General features: G+C 60.8%; 17 protein-coding genes and 1 pseudogene. 8 read left to right on the top strand and 10 right to left on the bottom strand.

Going from position 1 to position 18420, the window contains the following annotated elements:
• Nucleotides 1–21 precede the first annotated feature (21 nt).
• Nucleotides 22–684, bottom strand: a complete 663-nt coding sequence (locus IB272_RS14705) for an isochorismatase family cysteine hydrolase (RefSeq protein ID WP_082566430.1) — start codon at nucleotides 682–684, stop codon at nucleotides 22–24.
• Nucleotides 685–731: 47 nt separating this feature from the next.
• Entirely contained in the window at nucleotides 732–1613 is an 882-nt protein-coding gene (locus IB272_RS14700) for a MurR/RpiR family transcriptional regulator (protein ID WP_034798710.1), read from the bottom strand.
• Between the two features lie 180 nt (nucleotides 1614–1793).
• Between IB272_RS14700 and IB272_RS14695 the strand changes: the two genes are divergently transcribed.
• From IB272_RS14695 to IB272_RS14675, 5 genes are all read left to right on the top strand, one after another.
• A complete protein-coding gene (locus tag IB272_RS14695) occupies nucleotides 1794–3674 on the top strand; it encodes a branched-chain amino acid ABC transporter ATP-binding protein/permease (protein ID WP_063894975.1) in 1881 nt (626 codons plus the stop codon).
• 22 nt (nucleotides 3675–3696) lie between these two features.
• Nucleotides 3697–4956 carry an ABC transporter substrate-binding protein gene (locus tag IB272_RS14690; RefSeq protein ID WP_192444516.1) on the top strand — a complete coding sequence of 420 codons (1260 nt, stop codon included), beginning with the start codon at nucleotides 3697–3699 and terminating at the stop codon, nucleotides 4954–4956.
• Nucleotides 4946–5680: an ABC transporter ATP-binding protein gene (locus IB272_RS14685; RefSeq protein WP_210339455.1), complete on the top strand. Its 735-nt coding sequence runs from the start codon at nucleotides 4946–4948 to the stop codon at nucleotides 5678–5680. The genes IB272_RS14690 and IB272_RS14685 overlap by 11 nt, the downstream gene beginning before the upstream one ends.
• 24 nt (nucleotides 5681–5704) lie before the next feature.
• Nucleotides 5705–6592, top strand: a complete 888-nt coding sequence (locus IB272_RS14680) for a branched-chain amino acid ABC transporter permease (RefSeq protein WP_192444515.1) — start codon at nucleotides 5705–5707, stop codon at nucleotides 6590–6592.
• Between the two features lie 183 nt (nucleotides 6593–6775).
• Nucleotides 6776–7015, top strand: a complete 240-nt coding sequence (locus IB272_RS14675; RefSeq protein ID WP_060609394.1) for a tautomerase family protein — start codon at nucleotides 6776–6778, stop codon at nucleotides 7013–7015.
• Nucleotides 7016–7255: 240 nt separating this feature from the next.
• On the opposite strand, the gene IB272_RS14670 is transcribed toward IB272_RS14675, so the two are convergent.
• From IB272_RS14670 to IB272_RS14635, 7 genes and pseudogenes are all read right to left on the bottom strand, one after another.
• The gene (locus tag IB272_RS14670; RefSeq protein ID WP_060516733.1) at nucleotides 7256–7657 is read right to left on the bottom strand and encodes a hypothetical protein; all 402 of its coding nucleotides are present in this window, start codon (nucleotides 7655–7657) and stop codon (nucleotides 7256–7258) included.
• Nucleotides 7658–7975: 318 nt separating this feature from the next.
• Nucleotides 7976–9037, bottom strand: coding sequence for an ABC transporter ATP-binding protein (locus IB272_RS14665; RefSeq protein WP_090301584.1), 1062 nt, complete (start codon nucleotides 9035–9037; stop codon nucleotides 7976–7978).
• 17 nt (nucleotides 9038–9054) lie between these two features.
• Nucleotides 9055–9876: a carbohydrate ABC transporter permease gene (locus IB272_RS14660; protein ID WP_192444514.1), complete on the bottom strand. Its 822-nt coding sequence runs from the start codon at nucleotides 9874–9876 to the stop codon at nucleotides 9055–9057.
• A complete protein-coding gene (locus IB272_RS14655) occupies nucleotides 9873–10760 on the bottom strand; it encodes a sugar ABC transporter permease (RefSeq protein ID WP_051659465.1) in 888 nt (295 codons plus the stop codon). The genes IB272_RS14660 and IB272_RS14655 overlap by 4 nt, the downstream gene beginning before the upstream one ends.
• 247 nt (nucleotides 10761–11007) lie before the next feature.
• The gene (locus IB272_RS14650; protein ID WP_192444513.1) at nucleotides 11008–12342 is read right to left on the bottom strand and encodes an extracellular solute-binding protein; all 1335 of its coding nucleotides are present in this window, start codon (nucleotides 12340–12342) and stop codon (nucleotides 11008–11010) included.
• Nucleotides 12339–13900: pseudogene (locus IB272_RS35585) on the bottom strand (putative N-acetylmannosamine-6-phosphate 2-epimerase). Before IB272_RS35585 ends, IB272_RS14650 begins: the two are co-directional and overlap by 4 nt.
• 69 nt (nucleotides 13901–13969) lie before the next feature.
• Nucleotides 13970–14716 carry a GntR family transcriptional regulator gene (locus IB272_RS14635; RefSeq protein WP_034798725.1) on the bottom strand — a complete coding sequence of 249 codons (747 nt, stop codon included), beginning with the start codon at nucleotides 14714–14716 and terminating at the stop codon, nucleotides 13970–13972.
• Nucleotides 14717–15188: 472 nt separating this feature from the next.
• On the opposite strand from IB272_RS14635, the gene IB272_RS14630 reads away from it, so the two are divergent.
• Nucleotides 15189–15335, top strand: coding sequence for a DUF1127 domain-containing protein (locus tag IB272_RS14630; RefSeq protein ID WP_064817045.1), 147 nt, complete (start codon nucleotides 15189–15191; stop codon nucleotides 15333–15335).
• Nucleotides 15336–15621: 286 nt separating this feature from the next.
• Here the strand turns inward: IB272_RS14630 and IB272_RS14625 are convergent, their stop codons facing one another.
• Nucleotides 15622–16623: a DUF4105 domain-containing protein gene (locus IB272_RS14625; RefSeq protein WP_034798802.1), complete on the bottom strand. Its 1002-nt coding sequence runs from the start codon at nucleotides 16621–16623 to the stop codon at nucleotides 15622–15624.
• Between the two features lie 529 nt (nucleotides 16624–17152).
• On the opposite strand from IB272_RS14625, the gene IB272_RS14620 reads away from it, so the two are divergent.
• Nucleotides 17153–18220 (top strand): ABC transporter substrate-binding protein, encoded by a 1068-nt coding sequence (locus tag IB272_RS14620; protein WP_192444512.1) that lies wholly within the window; start codon nucleotides 17153–17155, stop codon nucleotides 18218–18220.
• Nucleotides 18201–18404: a hypothetical protein gene (locus tag IB272_RS14615; protein WP_192444511.1), complete on the top strand. Its 204-nt coding sequence runs from the start codon at nucleotides 18201–18203 to the stop codon at nucleotides 18402–18404. The genes IB272_RS14620 and IB272_RS14615 overlap by 20 nt, the downstream gene beginning before the upstream one ends.
• Nucleotides 18405–18420 lie beyond the last annotated feature (16 nt).

Here is an 18420-nt window from a genome sequence, read left to right as displayed (position 1 = left end):
GTTCATTTTTTAGGCGGCGACTCAGGCTTGGCGCAAAGTGCCGAGGCGGCTGACCACCGTCTCAGTGTCGGTCGTCCAGCAATAGCCGGAGTAGGCACGAAGGGCCGCGTCATGGCGCTGCTCGCTATAGGTGGCGCAGGCGTCGTTGACGACGGTGACAAGGTAACCGCGGTCGGCGGCGTCGCGCACCGCCATGTCGACGCACTGGTCGGTGATGACGCCGGCGATGATCAGGTAGCGGGTGTTGAGGTTGCGCAGGACGTAGTCGATGTTGGTCGAGTTGAAGACGCCCGACGACGTCTTCGGCAGCACGATCTCGTTGTCGATGGGCGAAAGTTCCGGAATGACCTGCCCCTCCGGAGAACCTTTCGGCACGTGCATGTCGGAGAGCTTGTGGTCGAGCGAGCGGTCGCGGCCGTCGAGCGTCAGGCTTTCGATGATCGTGTGCAGCACATCGCAACCGGCCTTTCGCGCCGCCTCCAGAATGCGTACCTGGTTTGGGATGACGGTCTGGCGCAGGCGCCTGTGATAATAGCTCTCGGCGTCCTGCGGGTGGGTCGGGTCGAGGTTCGGCTCGCACCAGATGCGCTGCATGTCGACGAACAGCAGCGAGGTGCGGCCAGCCTCATAGGCGCTGTCGCGCCTCAAGCGATCGTCGCCAACCTTGACAGTGACTGCACTCATTCGAATTCTCCTCGGTTTATTTTGGTTCGCCGGGACGGCGGAAAGGGTCAGCGGTCGTCTTCAACGGCTGGATTGAAGGCGTCCTCCGTGATGGCGTATCCGCGGCGCAGGTCCTCCATGCGCTCGATGCGACCACGTGACTGCGTGGCAAGGCGGGCGGTAAGTGCCGCAATCACCGCCTCCGTCTGGGCAATCGCCGGCACCATCGTGTCGTAGGGCGAGACCGTGTCGACGGGTGCCGTCAGCGTCACTGTCGCGAAATCGGCGATCGGCGAGAGCCAGCGGTCAGTAAAGAGCACGATGCGCGATCCTTGCTCGGCCGCCTGACGAGCAAAGCGGATCGTGTCGTTCTGGTAGCGGCGATAGTCATAGACGAAAAGCACGTCGCGCTTGCCGAGGTCGACAAGCTGATCGACCTGGTCGGCCTGACTGCCGTTGATCCAGCGCGTGTCGCCCCTGAGCTGCTTCATGTGCGACCAGAGGAGGCCCGCGAGAAAGCCGCTGAAGCGGCCGCCGAGGCAATGGATGCGAGCGCTCATGTCGGCCGCCGCATCCACGGCTGCCTCGAAGTCTTCCGAAGGCAGCATTTGCATCGAAGACTCCAGCGCATGGATGCTGGCGCGAAGGAAGTACTGGTAGAAGTTCTCTTGTTCCAGCGACGGGCGGCGCGCGTCGAGCATGGAGAGCGGCGAGCTCATGCGCTCTTGGACTTCACTGAGCAGCGCCTTCTGGAACTCCGGATAACCCTCAAAGCCCAGTGTGTTGGCAAAGCGCACGACGGTCGGATTGCTGACGCCCGCAGCGGCCGCGAGATGCGCGACCGTGTTCAGCCCTGCTGCCGGATAATTCGACAGAAGCTGCCTGACGATCTTCAGTTCCGAGCGCGTGAAGGTAATTGCGCCGTCTGTCAGTCGGTCCCGGATTGCCACGATTTCTGCCTCCCAAAAACGATGGCGTGAATTCCGATTTCTAATTTTTGTTACATAATTGCTAGCAGATAATGTTTTTTGAAACAAGATTGACATTTGGCCGATCTGCGATAACGTTCATGTCGGGAACGGGCCCGAGCCAAAAAATACGCGGCCGGGCCAAAATCTGGGGGAATGCGGATGGTGCGCGTCAGGCGAGAAACCGTCGTTGGTATCCTTGTAGCGTCGCTGCCGCTTTTGGCCGCTGCCGCCATCGCCTCGTTGTTCTTTCCGGGCAGCGGCGAGCGCCTGGTGACGCTTTACATGATCAACGTCATCGCCGTGCTCGGCATCGGCATCTATGCCGGCAATTCCGGTATCGTTTCCTTCGGCCATGTCGGCTTCATGGCGATCGGTGCCTATGCGTCGGGTCTGTTGACGCTAAATCCGATCATCCAAAAGACAGCGTTGCCACATCTGCCGGAATGGCTGGCCGGGATGGGCATGCCCTTCCTTCCGGCACTTGCGATTGCGCTTGTCGTGGTTGCGCTCGTCGCGGTGCTGATCGGCATTCCCGTGGCGCGCCTTGGCGGCTCATCGGCTTCGATCGCGACCCTTGGTTTCCTCGTCATCGTGCATGTTGTGCTCGTCGCCTCGACCGATTTCACCCGCGGCAGCCAGACCTTTTTTGGTATTCCCCGCGCGGTCAATCTCTGGGTGGCGGTGCCCTTTGCTATCGCTGCCGTGGTGGTTGCGCGTCTCTATCGGGATTCGAGTGCTGGCTTGAAGCTTCGGGCGTCGCGCGAAGACGAGATCGCCTCGAGCGCCGTCGGCGTCAATGTCAAACTGCAGCGCTTCTTCGCCTGGGTTCTCGGTGCGGTGCTTGCAGGCGCTGCTGGCGCCTTGCTGGCCCATTTCCTCGGCGCGTTTTCGCCGAAAGACTTCTACTTCAACCTCACCTTCATGCTTTTGGCGATGCTGATCCTCGGCGGTATCACCACCGTCTCGGGTGCCGTCGGCGGCGCTGCCGTAATCATGCTGATTGTCGAACTCCTGCGCAAGCTCGAGGGTGGCGTCGATCTCGGCTTCCTCAAGCTGCCGACCGTCTTCGGCCTCACCGACATCGGGATCGGCGTGGCAATCCTCGTCGTGATGTACCGCCTGCAGGATGGCCTCTTCGGTGTGCGCGAACTTGACGAGCGCTTCGGCTGGTTCAAGCGCTCCACAGAGAAGGACGTTGTGTCGGTGAAAAGCGTGCCAGCGTCCGAGGCCGCTTCAGCCGGTCACGGCTCTCTCCGGGTCGAAAATCTCGGCAAGAAATTTGCCGGCCTCGTGGCGCTCGAGAACGCCAATTTCGAGATCAAGCCCGGTATCGTCACTGGCCTTATCGGCCCGAACGGTGCGGGCAAGTCCACGCTGATCAACAGTGTGTCCGGCGTCGTGCCGCCGTCGACGGGCCGCGTACTGATCGATGGCCAGGATGTGGCGTCGCTTGCCGTTCACGCGGTTCCCGGCGCGGGCCTTGCCCGCACCTTCCAGAACATCCGTCTCTTCAAGAACCTAACGGTCATCGAGAACGTCACGGTCGCGGCGAGCGCCTTGAAGGCGGGCGGTGAGGATCCCGCTGCCCGTGCCTTGACGGTGCTTTCGGAAGTGGGCCTCGCGGAATTTGCCGACCGGCTGGCCGGCACGCTTTCCTACGGTGCGCAGAGGCGGCTAGAAATCGCCCGCGCGCTGGCGCTGAAACCGCGTTACCTGCTGCTCGACGAGCCGGCGGCCGGCATGAACCCGGCCGAGACCGAGGAATTGATGCATGTGCTCGACCGCATCCGCACGAAATACCGCCTCGGCCTGCTCGTCGTCGAGCATGACCTGAAGCTGATCATGCGGCTCTGCGATGTTGTCGTCGTGCTCAACAAGGGCCAGCAGATCGCCATCGGCACACCGGCGGAAATCCAGGCTAACCCTGATGTCATCGAGGCCTACATCGGCCGCCGCCGCTCAACGGCGCAGGCGCGCAACGCGCCCGTCGGGACCCCCGTTCTGCCGTCCGGCGCGCCGGGCCTGCATAAACCAGCATAAAACAAAAGAGGGAGCTTTTCGGATGAAGAAGAACGTCACGGCCCTGTGCCTCACAACCATGCTTGGCGGTATCGCGTTGTCGCCGCTACCCGCATTTGCAGACGATCTGGTTATCGGTCTTGCGACCGCACAGACCGGCGGTCTTGCACCCTATGACCAGCCGTCGCTGAAGGGTCTGGAAATGGCGGTCGAGGAGATCAATGCGGCCGGTGGTGCTGCCGGCAAATTCCCGATCAAGCTCGTCGCCAAGGATACGCGCTCGGATGCGGCGCAGACGGCGCTGGTGGCGCAGGAGCTGGTTGACGAAGGCGTCAAGATCGTGATCACGCCTTGCGATGCCGATCCGTCGATTGCTGCCGGCCAGGTGACGCAGGCAGCCCAGATCCCCGCCTTCTCCTTCTGCGCCACGACGCCGACCATGCCGCTTGCGGTGGGCGACTACATGTTTGGCAATTATCCGGCCGACAACGTCCAGGCCTCTGTTCTTGCGACCTACGCGTTCGAGAAGGGTTACAAGAAGGCCTACATCCTGAAGTCGCCGGATAGCGCCTATACTCTGAAGCTGCCGGAGTATTTCGCCGTTGCGTTCAAAGCCAAGGGCGGCGAACTGCTCGGTGAGGGCACCTACAGCATGGGCCAGCAGGACTTCGGCGCCGAGGTCACCAAGATCAAGGCGATGAACCCGGCGCCCGACGTCATCATGACGGCGGCCTACGAGCCGGATTTCCCAGCCTTCATCCGTCAGCTGCGCGGTGCAGGGGTGGCCACGCCGATCCTCGGCAGCGACGGCATCGATTCGCCCACGACCTTCGGCCTTGGTGCCACCGTCGACGGGGTTGTCTTTACAACCGCAGGCTTTGCCAGCGAAGGCAGCCCGCTTGCTGACTTCAATGTGAAGTACAAGGAAAAATACGGTCAGGTGCCGGATACGGTCTACATCGCCAACGGCTACGACCTTGGCAAGGTGATCGACGCGGCGGTGACGGAGGCAAACAGTATCGATCCGGTTGCCATACGCAACGCGATCGCCTCGCTCGAAAACGTCCAGGGTGTGACCGGCCCGATCAGCTATGCCGGCACGCAAGGGATGCCGATGCGCTCGGTATCGCTGGTGCAGATCGAAAGCGGCAATCGCCAGCTGATCAGTCAGGGCGTTCCGGCGGCCGCCGACGTTCCAGCCCCCACCTGTGGTGGTCCCCGGATTTCCCCGGGGATCGTGCCTGTCTGCGCCGGCGGCGCTTTGCAATCCACGGCAAGGACTTTGCCCGATGATGATGAGTGAAATTCCCGTTCTGAAGCCGCTTCTGGAAGTGAGCGGCCTTAAGGTCGCCTATGGTGCGGTCGAAGCCCTGAAGGGTGTTGATCTCGCCGTCGGCAAAGGGCAGATCGTGACGTTGCTCGGCGGCAACGGCGCTGGCAAGAGCTCGACGCTGAACGCGCTTGTCGGTCTGGCGGGAAAGAAGGCCGGACGTGTGTCTTTCAACGGCCGGGATGTTTCCGGCCTCGCGCCGGAACAGATTGTCCGGCTCGGAATGACCTTGACGCCCGAGGGACGGCGCATCTTCCCGAGCCTCACCGTCGACGAACACCTGCTGCTCGGCGGTGCCATGCACAAGGCGCGCGGCGCGATATCAGAGGTGCGCGAAGACATGCTCTCGCGATTCCCGATCCTGAAAGAACGCCTCACCCAGAAGGCCGGCTCGCTCTCAGGGGGAGAACAGCAGATGCTCGCGATCGCCCGCTCGATGATGTCGTCGCCTGACTTGTTGCTGCTCGACGAGCCCTCGCTCGGCCTGGCGCCGCAGGTGGTGGATCTGATCTTCGACCTGATCGCCGGGCTGAGACAAAAGGGCCTGACGATCCTCCTGGTCGAGCAGAACGTCTCTCTGTCGCTCGAGATTGCTGACGCGGGCTACGTCATGGCCAATGGCCGGGTCGTGCTTTCGGGCACGGCCGCCGAACTGCGCAATTCAACCGAAATCCAGGGCGCCTATCTCGGCGCCTGAGCCGAGCGCGTGGAGGGTCAATTCATGGATATGTTCCTGCAGCAACTCGTCAATGCGCTCAGCCTCGGCGGCACTTATGCGCTTCTGGCGCTTGGCCTTGCGGTCGTCTTTTCGATCATGGGGCTCATCAATTTCGCCCATGGCGAACTGATGACGGCTGCCGGCTACGGCCTCTGCTTTGCCCTGTTGCTGGACCTGCCGTTTCCGCTCGCTGTCTGTGCGGCTCTTTTGATCGCCATCGTGCTTGCCATGCTGATGGAGCGCATCGCCTTTCGGCCGGTGCGCGGCGCCAGTGGCACGACGCTGCTTCTAACGAGCTTTGCCGTTAGCGCGATCCTGCGCGTGATCTTCCAGAATTTCATTTCCGCCCGTCCGAAGCCGGTGCCGATGCCCGAGAGCTTTTCTGGCACGATCGAGATCGGCGGCCTGCATCTGGGCCTCATTCAGGGAACCTCGATCCTCGTCACGATCATCATGCTGGTCGGCCTGAACCTCTTCCTTCGCACGACCGTGCTCGGTCGTGCTATGCGTGCTGCATCCGAAGATTTCGCTATCGTTCGGCTGATGGGTATCCGCGCCAATGCGGTGGTCGCTACCGCCTTTGCGATCTCCGGCCTGCTTGCCGGCGTCGCCGGCATCCTCTGGGTGGCCCAGCGCGGCAGTGTCGATCCGTTGATGGGCTTCCTGCCAGTGCTCAAAGCCTTTATCGCCGCAATTATCGGTGGGCTCGGCAGCCTCTCCGGCGCTGTCGCCGGCGGCTTTCTGCTCGGCTTCATCGAAGTGTTCTTGCAAGCCTATCTGCCGGAAAGCCTGCTCAGCTACCGCGACGCCTTCACCATCCTGCTCGTCATCGGGGTTCTGCTCTTTGCTCCGCAGGGGTTGCTTGCAAAGAAGACCGTCATCAAGCTTTGATGTTCGCGAAAGCACCTGGTATCGGGATGATAGGGTCAGTGCAGACGCAAGCAATGGCAATGAGTTGGCATTGATCGTCCGCAATCACCTTGTGGACTCGTCGAGGTCGGCAGGATTTGCGGCTTGCCCTTGGGCCCTGTCGTCTTCCCGTCATGGCACTTGGTATCAACGAATGGAATGGAAATGCCGCACATAGTCGTAAAGATGTTCCCTGGCCGCACCGAGGAGCAGAAACAGGAATTCGCCGCGAAAGTGGTCGAAGCTGCGAAAACCATCCTAGGCTCAAGCGACGCTTCGCTTTCCGTTTCCATCTTAGAAGTGGATCCGGCGGAGTGGGATGCGAGTGTCTACGACCCGGAAATAGTGGCGAACGAAAGCACGCTCTATAAACGGCCGGGTTACGGGGCTCTCTCACAGTCGTAGGGGGTGATCGCCGAGGGCGTTTTTGAATGAAGCGGGGGTGCCATGCAAACCCCGCTCGCCTCGGCCACACGGCCACTTTGCCCGGCATGCTGACAGGATTGGAGTGTCCAATGTTCATTCATCTGCTGGCGCTGCCAGCGGAAGAGCGCGCTATTCAGGATGGGGTGGCGCACCAGGCACCTGCGCTAGCTCCGTAGGCGCCAACCCCGCGACCCGGATCTACGTCTGCACTTGTGATCGTCAGGCTGAGCTCGGATCCCACGTCGGTTTGTCAACCGTGGTGCAAGGTACAGCCCGCCAATTGGAATGACGAGCATTGAGCAGCGTTGAATTCCCGTCCACCACGAGCCACAGCCCGTTGCCAAGGGCGTGTACAGTGAGGGGTTTTCGCTTCTCCTGCTTGCCGCGCGCCGACGCAAGCATATAGCGGTTCGCGCTGATGATGCCTCGTTCGCGCATTCGCGCGTTAACAAGCTGCTCGAGCGGAATAAGCAGATGTGCTTCTCCAAGATCGAAGTAGAGCGAAGGATCATCCGGCAACCTTTCGAGCGCGGCCGCGATCTCTTGGTTCAACTCCATCTTTCCAACGGCGCCGTCGGCCTGGAGTGCTAGATACTTTCGCGACATTTCATCGGCTTTCATTCAGCGCTACAGCGACGAGCACTTCGCTGGGCCATCCCGGCCAGGACGACCCTGTTGCTCGTCGGCATTCGGTACCATTATCGCTCATGATTGCTGGGTATCTATGTGAAATCGCACTGTCGGCTGTCCGACCGACAAATTTCAACTGTTCCCCAATGTGCATGCTTGCTGTTGGGTCAATCGAAGGCTTTTCTTTCGTCTGCCAGGGTCCGCAGCGTTTGATGTGAAATCGGCCAATGAACCGATTTTTGCCATCTGAACGCTGCCGATCGCTTGAGCGCCTGCCTAGCTCAAAGGCCTTCGAGGGATCCCCCAGTGTCAGGCACCAATTGCTGCGCCCGTACCATCGAACAGCGAGGACCGGCTCTCGTCGATCCGGATCCCGACGGCTTCGCCAACGCGAAAAGGTGTGTCGGCCGGTGCGCTGACATTGATCAGGCCGAGCCGGCCGGCGCGAACGAAGACGCTCATATTGCCGCCGAGATACTCGCTCGCCTCGATGACGCCGCGGCAATGCCCAGTTTCCGGAGCAACCAGCGCCAAGTGCTCGGGCCTTGCGCCCAGTTTCTCGGGTTCGACCGTCCCTGGCATGGGAAGCGCTAGATCGCCTTCGCCGCTCAGGTCGAGGCGGCCGCCCTGGTCGCGCCGGCATGGCAGGAGGTTCATCTTTGGGCTGCCGATGAACTGCGCGACGAAAAGGTTCGCCGGCTTTTCGTAGAGGTCTCTCGGGCTACCCTGCTGCATGATCCGCCCGTCCTTCATCACGACGATCCGGTCGGCCAGCGTCATCGCCTCCACCTGGTCATGGGTCACATAGATCATGGTGGCGCCAAGCGTGCGATGCAGCTTGGCGATCTCAAGTCGCATATCGACGCGCAGCGCCGCATCGAGGTTTGAAAGCGGCTCGTCAAAGAGAAAGCCGACCGGCTCGCGCACAATTGCCCGCCCGATTGCGACTCGCTGGCGCTGGCCGCCCGAGAGCTCCTTCGGATAGCGGTCCAGAAGGGGCGTGAGCTTCAGCGTTTCCGCCGCTGCCTCGATCTTGGCCCTTGCGGTCTCCGACGGCACCTTGGCGAGCCTCAGGCCGAAGCCCATGTTCTGCCGCACCGTCATGTGCGGATAGAGCGCATAGGACTGGAAGACCATGGCGAGCTGACGATCGACCGGCGAAGCGGACGTCGCATCCCGCCCATTGATCAAAATCTGGCCGTCGGTCGTTGCCTCGAGACCCGCGATCATGCGCAACAGCGTTGACTTGCCGCAGCCGGAGGGCCCGACGATGACGACGAATTCACCGTCGGCGATCTCAAGGTCGAGCTCCCGGATGATCTCAACTGCGCCGTAGCGCTTTCCGGCTTTCCTGAGCGAAATCGTTCCCATGCGTGTCTCCTGGAATATCAACCCTTGACCGCGCCGGCGGTCATCGATCCACTGATCTGGCGGTACATCACGAGGCCGAGCAGCATTGGCGGCAAAGCGCCGACGACCATCACTGCCGATGCTACGCCCCACTGCACACCGCCGCCGCTTGCGGCAAAAAAGAAGGATGCGCCGACCGTGACCGGAACTGCCTTGGAGGTCGTCAGCATCAGGCCGAAGAGGAATTCGTTCCACGCGGTGATGAAGCCGAAGATCAGGCTGGTGACGATCGCCGGCCGGCAGAGCGGCATCACGACCTTGATGAGGATCTGCGTGCGGTTTGCACCATCCATGAGGGCAGCCTCGTCGAGTTCCGCGGGCAGGTCACGGATGGCGTTGACGAGGATGACGAGCGCAAGCGGCAGGTTGACGATCGTCAGGATCAGCCCCAGCCCCAGGCGCGTATCAAGCAGCGCAAGCCACTGGAACATCATGTAGAGCGGGATCGCGAAGATGATCAGCGGCACGGCGCGCAGGTTGACAATAAGGGGCAGGAGTGTGCGTTCGCCAATCTTGCCGCGGGCAATCGCGTAGGCTGCGGGGAGCGCCAGCGCCACGGCAAGTACCGTTCCCATCAGCGCCACAGCAAGGCTGTTGAACAGATAGAGGAAGATGTTCAGCCGATCGGAGACCTCGAACACGGCGCGGTAGTTCTCAAATGTCGGGGCCTGGACCCAGAGACCGGGGTTGCCGGAAAGCTCGCGCGCACTCTTGAACGAGGTGGAAAGCGTCACCAGCACCGGAAAGTTCAAGCCGATGGCGGCAACAGCGAAAACGAACCAACGGAGTGCTGACATCATCGCTTGGCTCCTTTCCGCCGGCTGGCGAGAGCATTGAGGCCATAAAGCACGGCGAAGGAGGCGACGAACAGGACGACTGAGGCGGCAACCGCCTTGCCGATGGCGCCCTGCTTGAAGAAGGCCTCATAGATGTAGATCGACAGCGATGCCGTCGATCCGCCGGGACCGCTCCCGGTCAACACATAGACGTTGTCAAAGACCCGGAAGCCGTCGATGAAGCGGATAAGCAACGCGGCCGCGATCGTAGGGCCCATCATCGGCAGTTCGATGAACCACAGGCGCTGCAGGCTTCGCGCCCCGTCCATTGCGGATGCTTCGGCAATCTCGGAAGGGATCGCCTGATAGGCCATGTAGAAAAGCAGCAGCGTGAATGGTGTCCACTGCAACGTCTCAACGACGACCAGGGTCCAGAAGGCGGAGCCGGGCCCAAGGAACGAGATGCTGGCGCCGAAATAGGTCCAGAGATAATAAGGTACCGGCCCGACGAATTCGTGCAAGACAAGGCGGTACATCAGGCCGACCAGTGCCGGCGCGACCATGAGCGGCAGCATCAGGATCGCCATCAGCCAGCTCCGTTTTTCGATGAGCGGCGACAGGAAGATCGCCAGCGACAGCCCGAGCAGGCATTCGAGAATAGCGGTCAAGAGGCCGAAGCGCAGCGAGAACCAGCTCGCCTGCCAGAAAGCCGCATCGCTCCAGACCGAGAGAAAGTTCTTGAGCCCGGTAAACGTCGGCTGGCGCAGCGTCTCGAAGGAGACCTCGGAGACCGAATAGATCAGATTGACGAGGGCCGGGAAGCCCAGGAAAACGAGCAGGAAGAGGACGAGCGGCGTGGCGAGCAGCCGGAACTCAGGGGCATTGGATTGCGGTCTGGCTATCGTCATGGCACCGATCTGTGTCTGTTGTCGGTCGGGCAAGGGGACGCAAGGCGTTTCCTCGGTCCACTTCCCAGTGCCTGTTACAGGAGATCTAGCCAGCCCAAATCCTTGAGCTGGATGGCTCTTTGGCACCGCGGACGCGGCGCACCTGGATCCCGTGTGGAGCACTGGCAAGTGGGGTGGAGAAAGATTCCCCGGTACCCGCTTGTCGTTGAGGGCTGCGGCCTCCTGGAGGACGCCGCAACCCTTTCACTTACTTCAGCAGGTCTGCCATGCCCTTTTCGGTGTTAGCGAGCGCATCCTCGATCGATTGCTGGCCGGACCAGTAGCCGGTGAACTCCTTGGCCTGCAGTTCGTAGACCGACAGCGCCTTGGCTGACGTAGCACCGTTCATGACGTAACCGTACTTGCCGGCGAATTCGCCGAGCTTGACGAGATCAGGCCGGGAATCGGCGACCTCAACGACCACTTCCGGCGTCAGGGCTGGTGCGCCGTTGTTTTTGGCGTAGATCAGCGCGGCTTCCTTGGAAGACAGCCACTTCGCGAACTTGGCCGCACCCTCCTTGTTTTCGGCATTCTTGTTGAGGCCGAAACCGAGGCCGTGGATATGGGTGAAGCGCCCTTGAGGACCTGCAGGTGGTGCGACCGTTTCGGTCACGTCTGCCACAGCAGGGGATTTCTCCTTGCTCGTCAGGTCGCCGGCTGCCGCATTCCATTGCAGCATTGCGGCCACTTGGCCAGACGCAAAGGCGGCATTCGCCTCGGCAAATTCGTAAGACAGTGAGTCCTTCGGTGATGCGCCATTGTCGTAGAGCAGCTTGTAGATCTCGAGGCCCTTTCGATAGGCATCGGAGTTCACGGTGATCTTGCCGCTGTCGTCCATCCAGTTCGCACCATAGGCGCGTGGTACCGACTGCCAGACCATGATGTTGAAGAGAAGGTTCTTGAGCTGCAGCACCGTGCCGTAGCGGGTCGGGCTGTCCGGGTTGACCGCCTGAGTGAAGTAGAGCGCGGTGGCGGCGTAATCGTCCCAGATCCACTCGTCCGGGATCTTGGGCTCCAGCTTCTTGCCGAGATACTTCTCCGAGATCTCGGCATATTTCGCCTTGCCGGCGTCATCTTTCAGCAGGGCCTCGATCAGGTCCTTGCGGAAATACATGAAGTGAAGCGAGAGATCGGTTGGCACGCCATATTGCTTGCCCTGGTACTGCATGGTCGACAGTACGGAATCGCCATAGACCGCCTTGGCTTCGCCCGAAAGTTCGACCGGCTCCATGAACGGCGCGTAACGGCCGATCGAATAGGTAGCGAGCAGGTTGAGGTCGAAGGCCTTCGAGCCAGCGGCGAGATCGGCCTGCAGCTTGTCCCAGAAGCCGTCTCGGTTGAAGAACAGAAGTTCGACCTTGTCGTTCTCGGCAACGTCTGACTTGGCGTTGTAGGCGTCGGCGGCAGCCCGCAGTGCCGTTTCTTCCGGGCCGCCCGGCCAGCCGAGCACCGTTACTTCCGCAAGGGCCGGCGTGGCCGCCAGCAGGCTCGCAATACCCGCTGCGGCGAGCAGCGCACGTCTTTTCGTTGTCGCAAATGTCATTTTTGGTTCTCCCTCAAGTTTTGTTGACACTCTGCAAGATTAGCAACGCCGATCACCCCTGCATTCTCCCCAAGGGCGGCGGCGTGTAGCGATGGTCGAAGGCGTGGCGGCACCGGTTCCAGTGCGCGTTCGACGGCGGCGAGATAGCCTTCGGCCAGGCCGATGCTGCCGCCGATGACGATGCGTTTCGGGTCCAACGTGAGCTGGATGTTGCGGCAGAGCAGCGCGGTTCGCCCCGCGGATGTTTCGATGATGCGCCTGGCCCAGTCATCGGCATTTCGGGCCGCGGCAAAGACGTCGCGCGCGGTGGCGCCGGATTGGTGGGGGGATGCCTCCCTGGCGATCCAGTGGCCGGACACGCGATCTTCGAGCACATCATCAGCCCATTCGGCACTACGCGATTGGCCGAAGTGTCCGGCGAGGCCCTCGAGCAGACGCCCGTTCAGGACGATGCCGCCGCCGATGCCGGTGGAGATCGTCAGGAAGACCATGTCTTCGCGGTTGCCTGCGCCAAAGGCGTATTCACCCCAGGCGGCCGCATGGGCGTCGTTTGCAGCCAGTACCGGCACGTCAGCCAGTCTTTCGATCGTCGCTGTCAGCGGAAACCGATCAGGTATGGCGAGTGTGTTGCGGTTGAGCGCTGACCATTGGCCGTTATCGACAATGCCAGTGACCGCGGCGCCGACCGAGCCGTACGCACCGCGCCAGGACGCGATCGCACCGAAGAGTGCGGCGAGCCACTGGGTCGGGTCGCCTTGGCGGGGCGTCGGCATCCGGTGCGTGTCGACGATCTCTGTTCCCCGGATAAGGGCAGCCAGCATCTTCGTGCCGCCGACATCGATCGAAAGAACGGTCCGGGGCTCAGTCATGATCAAGCCTCGCTTCCGGCAAGCGTTTGATCGAGCGCCTGCCGGAACCACGCCGTCACATGTTCGGGACGCGTGATCGCGGAACCGACGACGACAGTGAAGGCCCCCGCCTGCAGCGCCTGAGCGGCCTGTTCGGGCGTGCGCACACAGCCTTCGGCAACCACGTGAGGGGTGAGGCCGCGCATGGCGGCGATGAGCGCGAAGTCCGGCTCCGTCGGCTCGACCGGTCCGGTGTAGCCAGCAAGGGTTGAGCCGACGATCTCGGCACCTTCGGCAAGCGCGCGCTCGGCGTCGGCGAAAACAGAGCAATCCGCCATGGCGATCTTGCCGCCGGCGTGAATGCGCTCGATCAGCGTCCTGGTCGCAACCGGCCGTTCGCGAGCAGTGGCATCATAGGCGATGATATCGGCGCCGGCTGCCGCCAGAGCATCGACGTCCTCGACAAAGGGGGTGATGCGGATCGGCGATGTCTCCAGGTCGCGTTTGACGAGGCCGATAATTGGCCGATCGGTCGCCTGGCGCACGGCGCGAACATAGTCTGCAGATTCGATGCGAAGGGCGGTTGCGCCGCCGTCGAGCGCGGCCAAGGCGAAACCGACAACCATGGCGGCATTGTCCATGACGCCGCCTTTCACCGGTTGGCAAGAAACGATCAGACCGTGCTTGAGGCTATGGATGTCGAAGGTCACGCAGGCTCTCCCAATGGAGGCCTCACGGTAACAGTGTAAGACCAGATTGCAACAGGAATTATACTGGTATTACCTCATCAGCTCGATAACGAAGTCGTAGACGTCACCCCGGTACTTGGTCTGGGTGAATTCGACAATTTGCCCATCGGCCAGGAAACAGCGCCGCTCCATGACGAGCAGGCTCGTGTCTTCGGGCGTTGCGAGCAGGCGTCGCTCTTCATCGCTTGCAGGCTTTGCCTGCATGCGCTGCAGTGCCCGGACAGGCAAAGCGCCGTGGGCTGCGAGATATTCGTACAAGGACGCGCCGATGGCGTCCGGATCCGGCACAAAGCGGGCGGGAAGCGATGCCGTTTCGATCGCGATCGGCGTGTCGTTGGCCGTCCTCAATCGTCTAAGGCGTACGATTTTTTCTCCCGCCGGAATGCCAAGCGCCATCATTTCAGCGGGTGACGGGCGGCTGATTTCACGTGAGATCCAGGTGCAACCGGGTTCCAGCCCGCGCGAGCGCATATCTTCGGAGAAGCTCGTCATCGTGGCCAGGGATTTCTCGACACGTGATGAAACAACGGTCTTTGCCCCCTGGCGGCGGTCAAGCAGGCCATCAGCGACGAGCCCTTCGATCGCCTTGCGCACCGTCACGCGCGAAATCGAAAGGCCCTCGCTCAAGTCCCGCTCGCTGGGGATGACCGAACCGCGGCGGAGTGTCGAGGCGCTGATGGCCTGTTTGATCGCCTCTTCAAGGCGGCGATAGAGCGGCTCGCCGCTGTCGCCCGACATTTGGCTGGCAAGAAACTCGAGCGTTGTCTGATCGTTCATGGGGATCACCTTTCCGGATGACCCCTTATGCAAAATTTTTGATAGGTTTTAAACTGGTATTGTCGTAATCGGCCTCAGCGACACATGCCGGGCCAATGTGTGGCGCCGATCCGTGGCGGCAAATGGCGTCCTGCACGAGCCTAAAGCAGTGCCACTATCGCTGCGATGAACAGCATTGCGAGCACCGCGAGTGCAAGATGGAGTAGGTTCGCCCGGTGGCTTTGGCTTCTAAAAGTTCGCGCCATGTTCTTTACCTCACGATCTGACATGTAACGCACAGCTCTCATGATGGTTCATGGCCATCGCAGCTGAACCGTCGGCTGGCGACCGCCTATGCATTTCCCACATGGGAGCGCTGAGTTTTGAGCGCTGCAACTTAGGGAAAGCCTGAGCTATAAGGTGTTCATCGAAGCGAAACGAGGCGCCACGGACTGGCAGCCAGGCTTCGAAAGCCCATTGAAAGGGGGATCAAATGAACATCGCACGCTCCATCAACAACTGGCGCAAGTACCGTCAGACGGTCACCGAGCTGGGCCGCATGTCGAACCGCGAACTTCGCGACCTCGGCATCGAACGCGCCGACATCGACCGCGTCGCACGTACGGCCTTCGCCCGCTAAGGCGATCTTAAAGACTGAAGAATTGCCAAGCGCCTGCATCTCCTGCGGGCGCTTTTGCTTTTGAGGTCATGGAGTTTGTTGGGGCGTAGGGAACACCATATGTTCCAGGCTGGCGCGCCGCGCAAAATCGTCCAAAAGAAAACCCCGCCGGGGAAGGCGGGGCAAGGCTCACGCCCAGTTGGCTCGGGGAAGAAACTCCATCAGAAGACTGACATGCGCACGTAGCGAAGAATGAAACAGGCTGTTGCGGATTGCTGATGAGCTCCCTGATGACCGTTCGCCGTCTTCAAGGCGAGCCCTGCGGCACTGGCGAAGGCACGCCGAGTCTTATTGCCTTTGAGAAATTTGGCGACAACCCGTCGTCCCGAGCACGTTGGCCGATATGACTGGCATTTCTGAGTTCTGCGAGCGACACTGACGTATCGACCGCCCCCCGATCATAAGCGTAGTCGGGAAGATACCCGTTGACGATGAGACGCCAGTCGAACGGGATCGAGTCTCCTACAACGCGCATCATCTTGACAACCGTCGTCGTGCAGTTGGTCGTAAGCGAGTTGTAGAAGAGCGGCGTTGTGGCAAGAGCGTTGGCGTCTGTAACATACTCGCGCAGAAGCGCACGCGCCTGGTCAGGTGACGCCTTCAGGCGATAGATTTGAACATCCTCGCTGCGGAAATTTGACCGGACGCCCACCACGTCCCGTTCGTCGGCTGCGATGATCACCAAAGGATTGCTCTTGAACAAATCTGCGAGCGGCGAGAACGCGCCGCCAACCCGCCGACGGACTTCGACCGACCACGGGAGCTGCTCGCCGCCTTCAAATCCAAAGCTGAATATTACATGGGCAATCTCTGGCCCCGCCCAATAGGACATGAACAGGTCGACTGTTCGGAGCTTCCTCATATCGTAGGTCCGCGTGGTCCACCGTTCGACGAATTCCGTGCTGCTGTGCCATTCGAAGTTGCGAACATTGGTTAGTGTCAGCAGGTCGCCGTGAAATTCGCCTGTAACCTGTCGTGCAACATCAGGTGCCCACGAACCGTCTTCGACGGGTTTGATCGTCCTCCACCAAATCAAGACAACTGCGAACGCAACTGCAAATACCAGGAGAGCTTTGAGACGCCAGCGGCCAAACAGCGCGGCGACCGTCAAAAGCCCGACAAGTGCAAAGAGTCCGGCGATAAAACCTCTTGTGAATTCGGAAACGGGAAGACGATACCACAATGCAAGCGAGGCCCATGCGGCTGCCACGGCTAGCAGAATCGCCGGCGGAACAGTCAGAACAACCAGAGCCCACCGACTCCAGCCACTCCTTTGCTTGTTCCAACCTGGATTCCTCAACACTTCAGGTCCCGCGTAGTTTGCCAGCCGCTTTGTTTGGGCTGCCGCTTGCTCATGTTTGACTCCTCTCGTCACATTCTCGATTGGCCCATTTCACGAGCCGCTTAAACCACACAGTATTTCCCCAGGTTCGCTCTTCGTCAGCATTATGTCGAATATATCGTACTACTGAAGAACTTAACGGTTACATTCCGCACGAGCGCGTTGCAGCCGCGGTGAGGAGGGAACCGTCAATTGTTGACGGGGAAGACCTCCGGAAATCGTCAACTGCCGCCAACCGTAGACTGGCTCGGCATCTTCGCGCGACCGATGCGGTTTACTAAACTGCCTTGGTGCCTGGAGGCAGACCGCGCTATTCGTCCGGTGCAGCAGCATCTTCTGGCGAATCTCCCTAAAAATTTACGGAGCGCTGGACACGGCGCGATAACTTGACTGGCAGAACTTGGTCCGAACCTACCGACCTTGCGATGGAGCGTACATGTCAAGCCGCCTCAAGACATTCACTGCACTGGTACTGTCCCTATCGGCGTTTCTGCCGGCCGCGGCGTCGACCGAAACGGCCTTCCTCGACCACCGCGGCAAGAAGGTCATGTTTGCAAAACCGCCGGAACGCGTCGTGACGACAGTTCGCTCGGCGCCCATCATCTATCGTGCCGTGGACGAAAAGGCCGATCGCATCGTCGGCATGAACAAGGATTCGCTGGTGAGGTACTTTACCAGCGACATCTATGCCGAGATGCTCCCGGAAATGGCCAAAATCAATGCCAGTGCCGCCCAGGATGGCTTCGTACCGAATGTCGAGGCGATCCTTGCGGAAAAACCCGACGCGGTGATCCAGTGGACCCATGACGAGAAGCTTATCGAACCGCTGGAGCGGGTGGGGCTCACTGTCGTCGGCTGGCAATGCTGCTCCGAGCAGGACCGGCTCGACTATGTCACGCTCAGTGGCTACATGACCGGCCGCAACGACCGCGCCCAGGCAATCCTGAAAGCACAGTCCGAAACGTTGAAGGCCCTCAATGAAAAGGTTGCCAAGCTCGACAAGTCGGCGCTTCCGTCTGTCCTTCACATCGACAAGGTCGCCGACCAGATCCAGGTCATCGCCAATGGCTCGCAGGATCTTTCCCTCAGCGGCGTCACCAACCCGGCGGCGGATAAAACCGGTGAATGGTGGCGAACCGTCGATTTTGAACAGTTGCTCGTCTGGAACCCGGACATCATCATCATTCCCGCCTATGCGACCGACCTCAACCCCAAGGATTTCTTCAACAACCCGGTCCTTGCCAGCCTGAAGGCCGTGAAGGAGAAGCGCGTATACAAGCAGCCGATCTTTGCCCGCACCCCCGATGCGCCGGAAATCTTCCTGACATCGGAATGGCTGGCGGCGGTCGCCCATGGGGCCGATTTTGCTCCCACCTTCAAGAAGCAGATCCTCGACAACTACAAGCTCATTTACGGCGCCGAACTGAAAGACGACCAGGTCGCTGCGATCCTTGAAACTGAAAGCAATGCGCCTGCGAGCAGATATGCCGAGCTCTTCCAGTAAGGGCGACCTGAAGCCTGCGGACTGGATCTGGCAGTACCCGACGACGACGGCGCGCGGCGGCTACGTCTTCATGCACAAGGACAACATGACCCGCTACCCAGACCGTGGCCCCAAAAAGGAGGCGCTTGTCGCCAATGTCTGCCTCGCGTTTCGCAGGCTCTCCATGGGTGAACAGCTGACTTAAAGGACCAAGACGCGGT

The organism is Ensifer sp. ENS08 (assembly GCF_014852195.1).
In the GTDB taxonomy this organism is placed as follows: Bacteria; Pseudomonadota; Alphaproteobacteria; order Rhizobiales; family Rhizobiaceae; genus Ensifer; species Ensifer adhaerens.
Note: the sequence above shows the minus strand (reverse complement) of the source record. Positions and strands in the feature narration are given on the sequence as shown.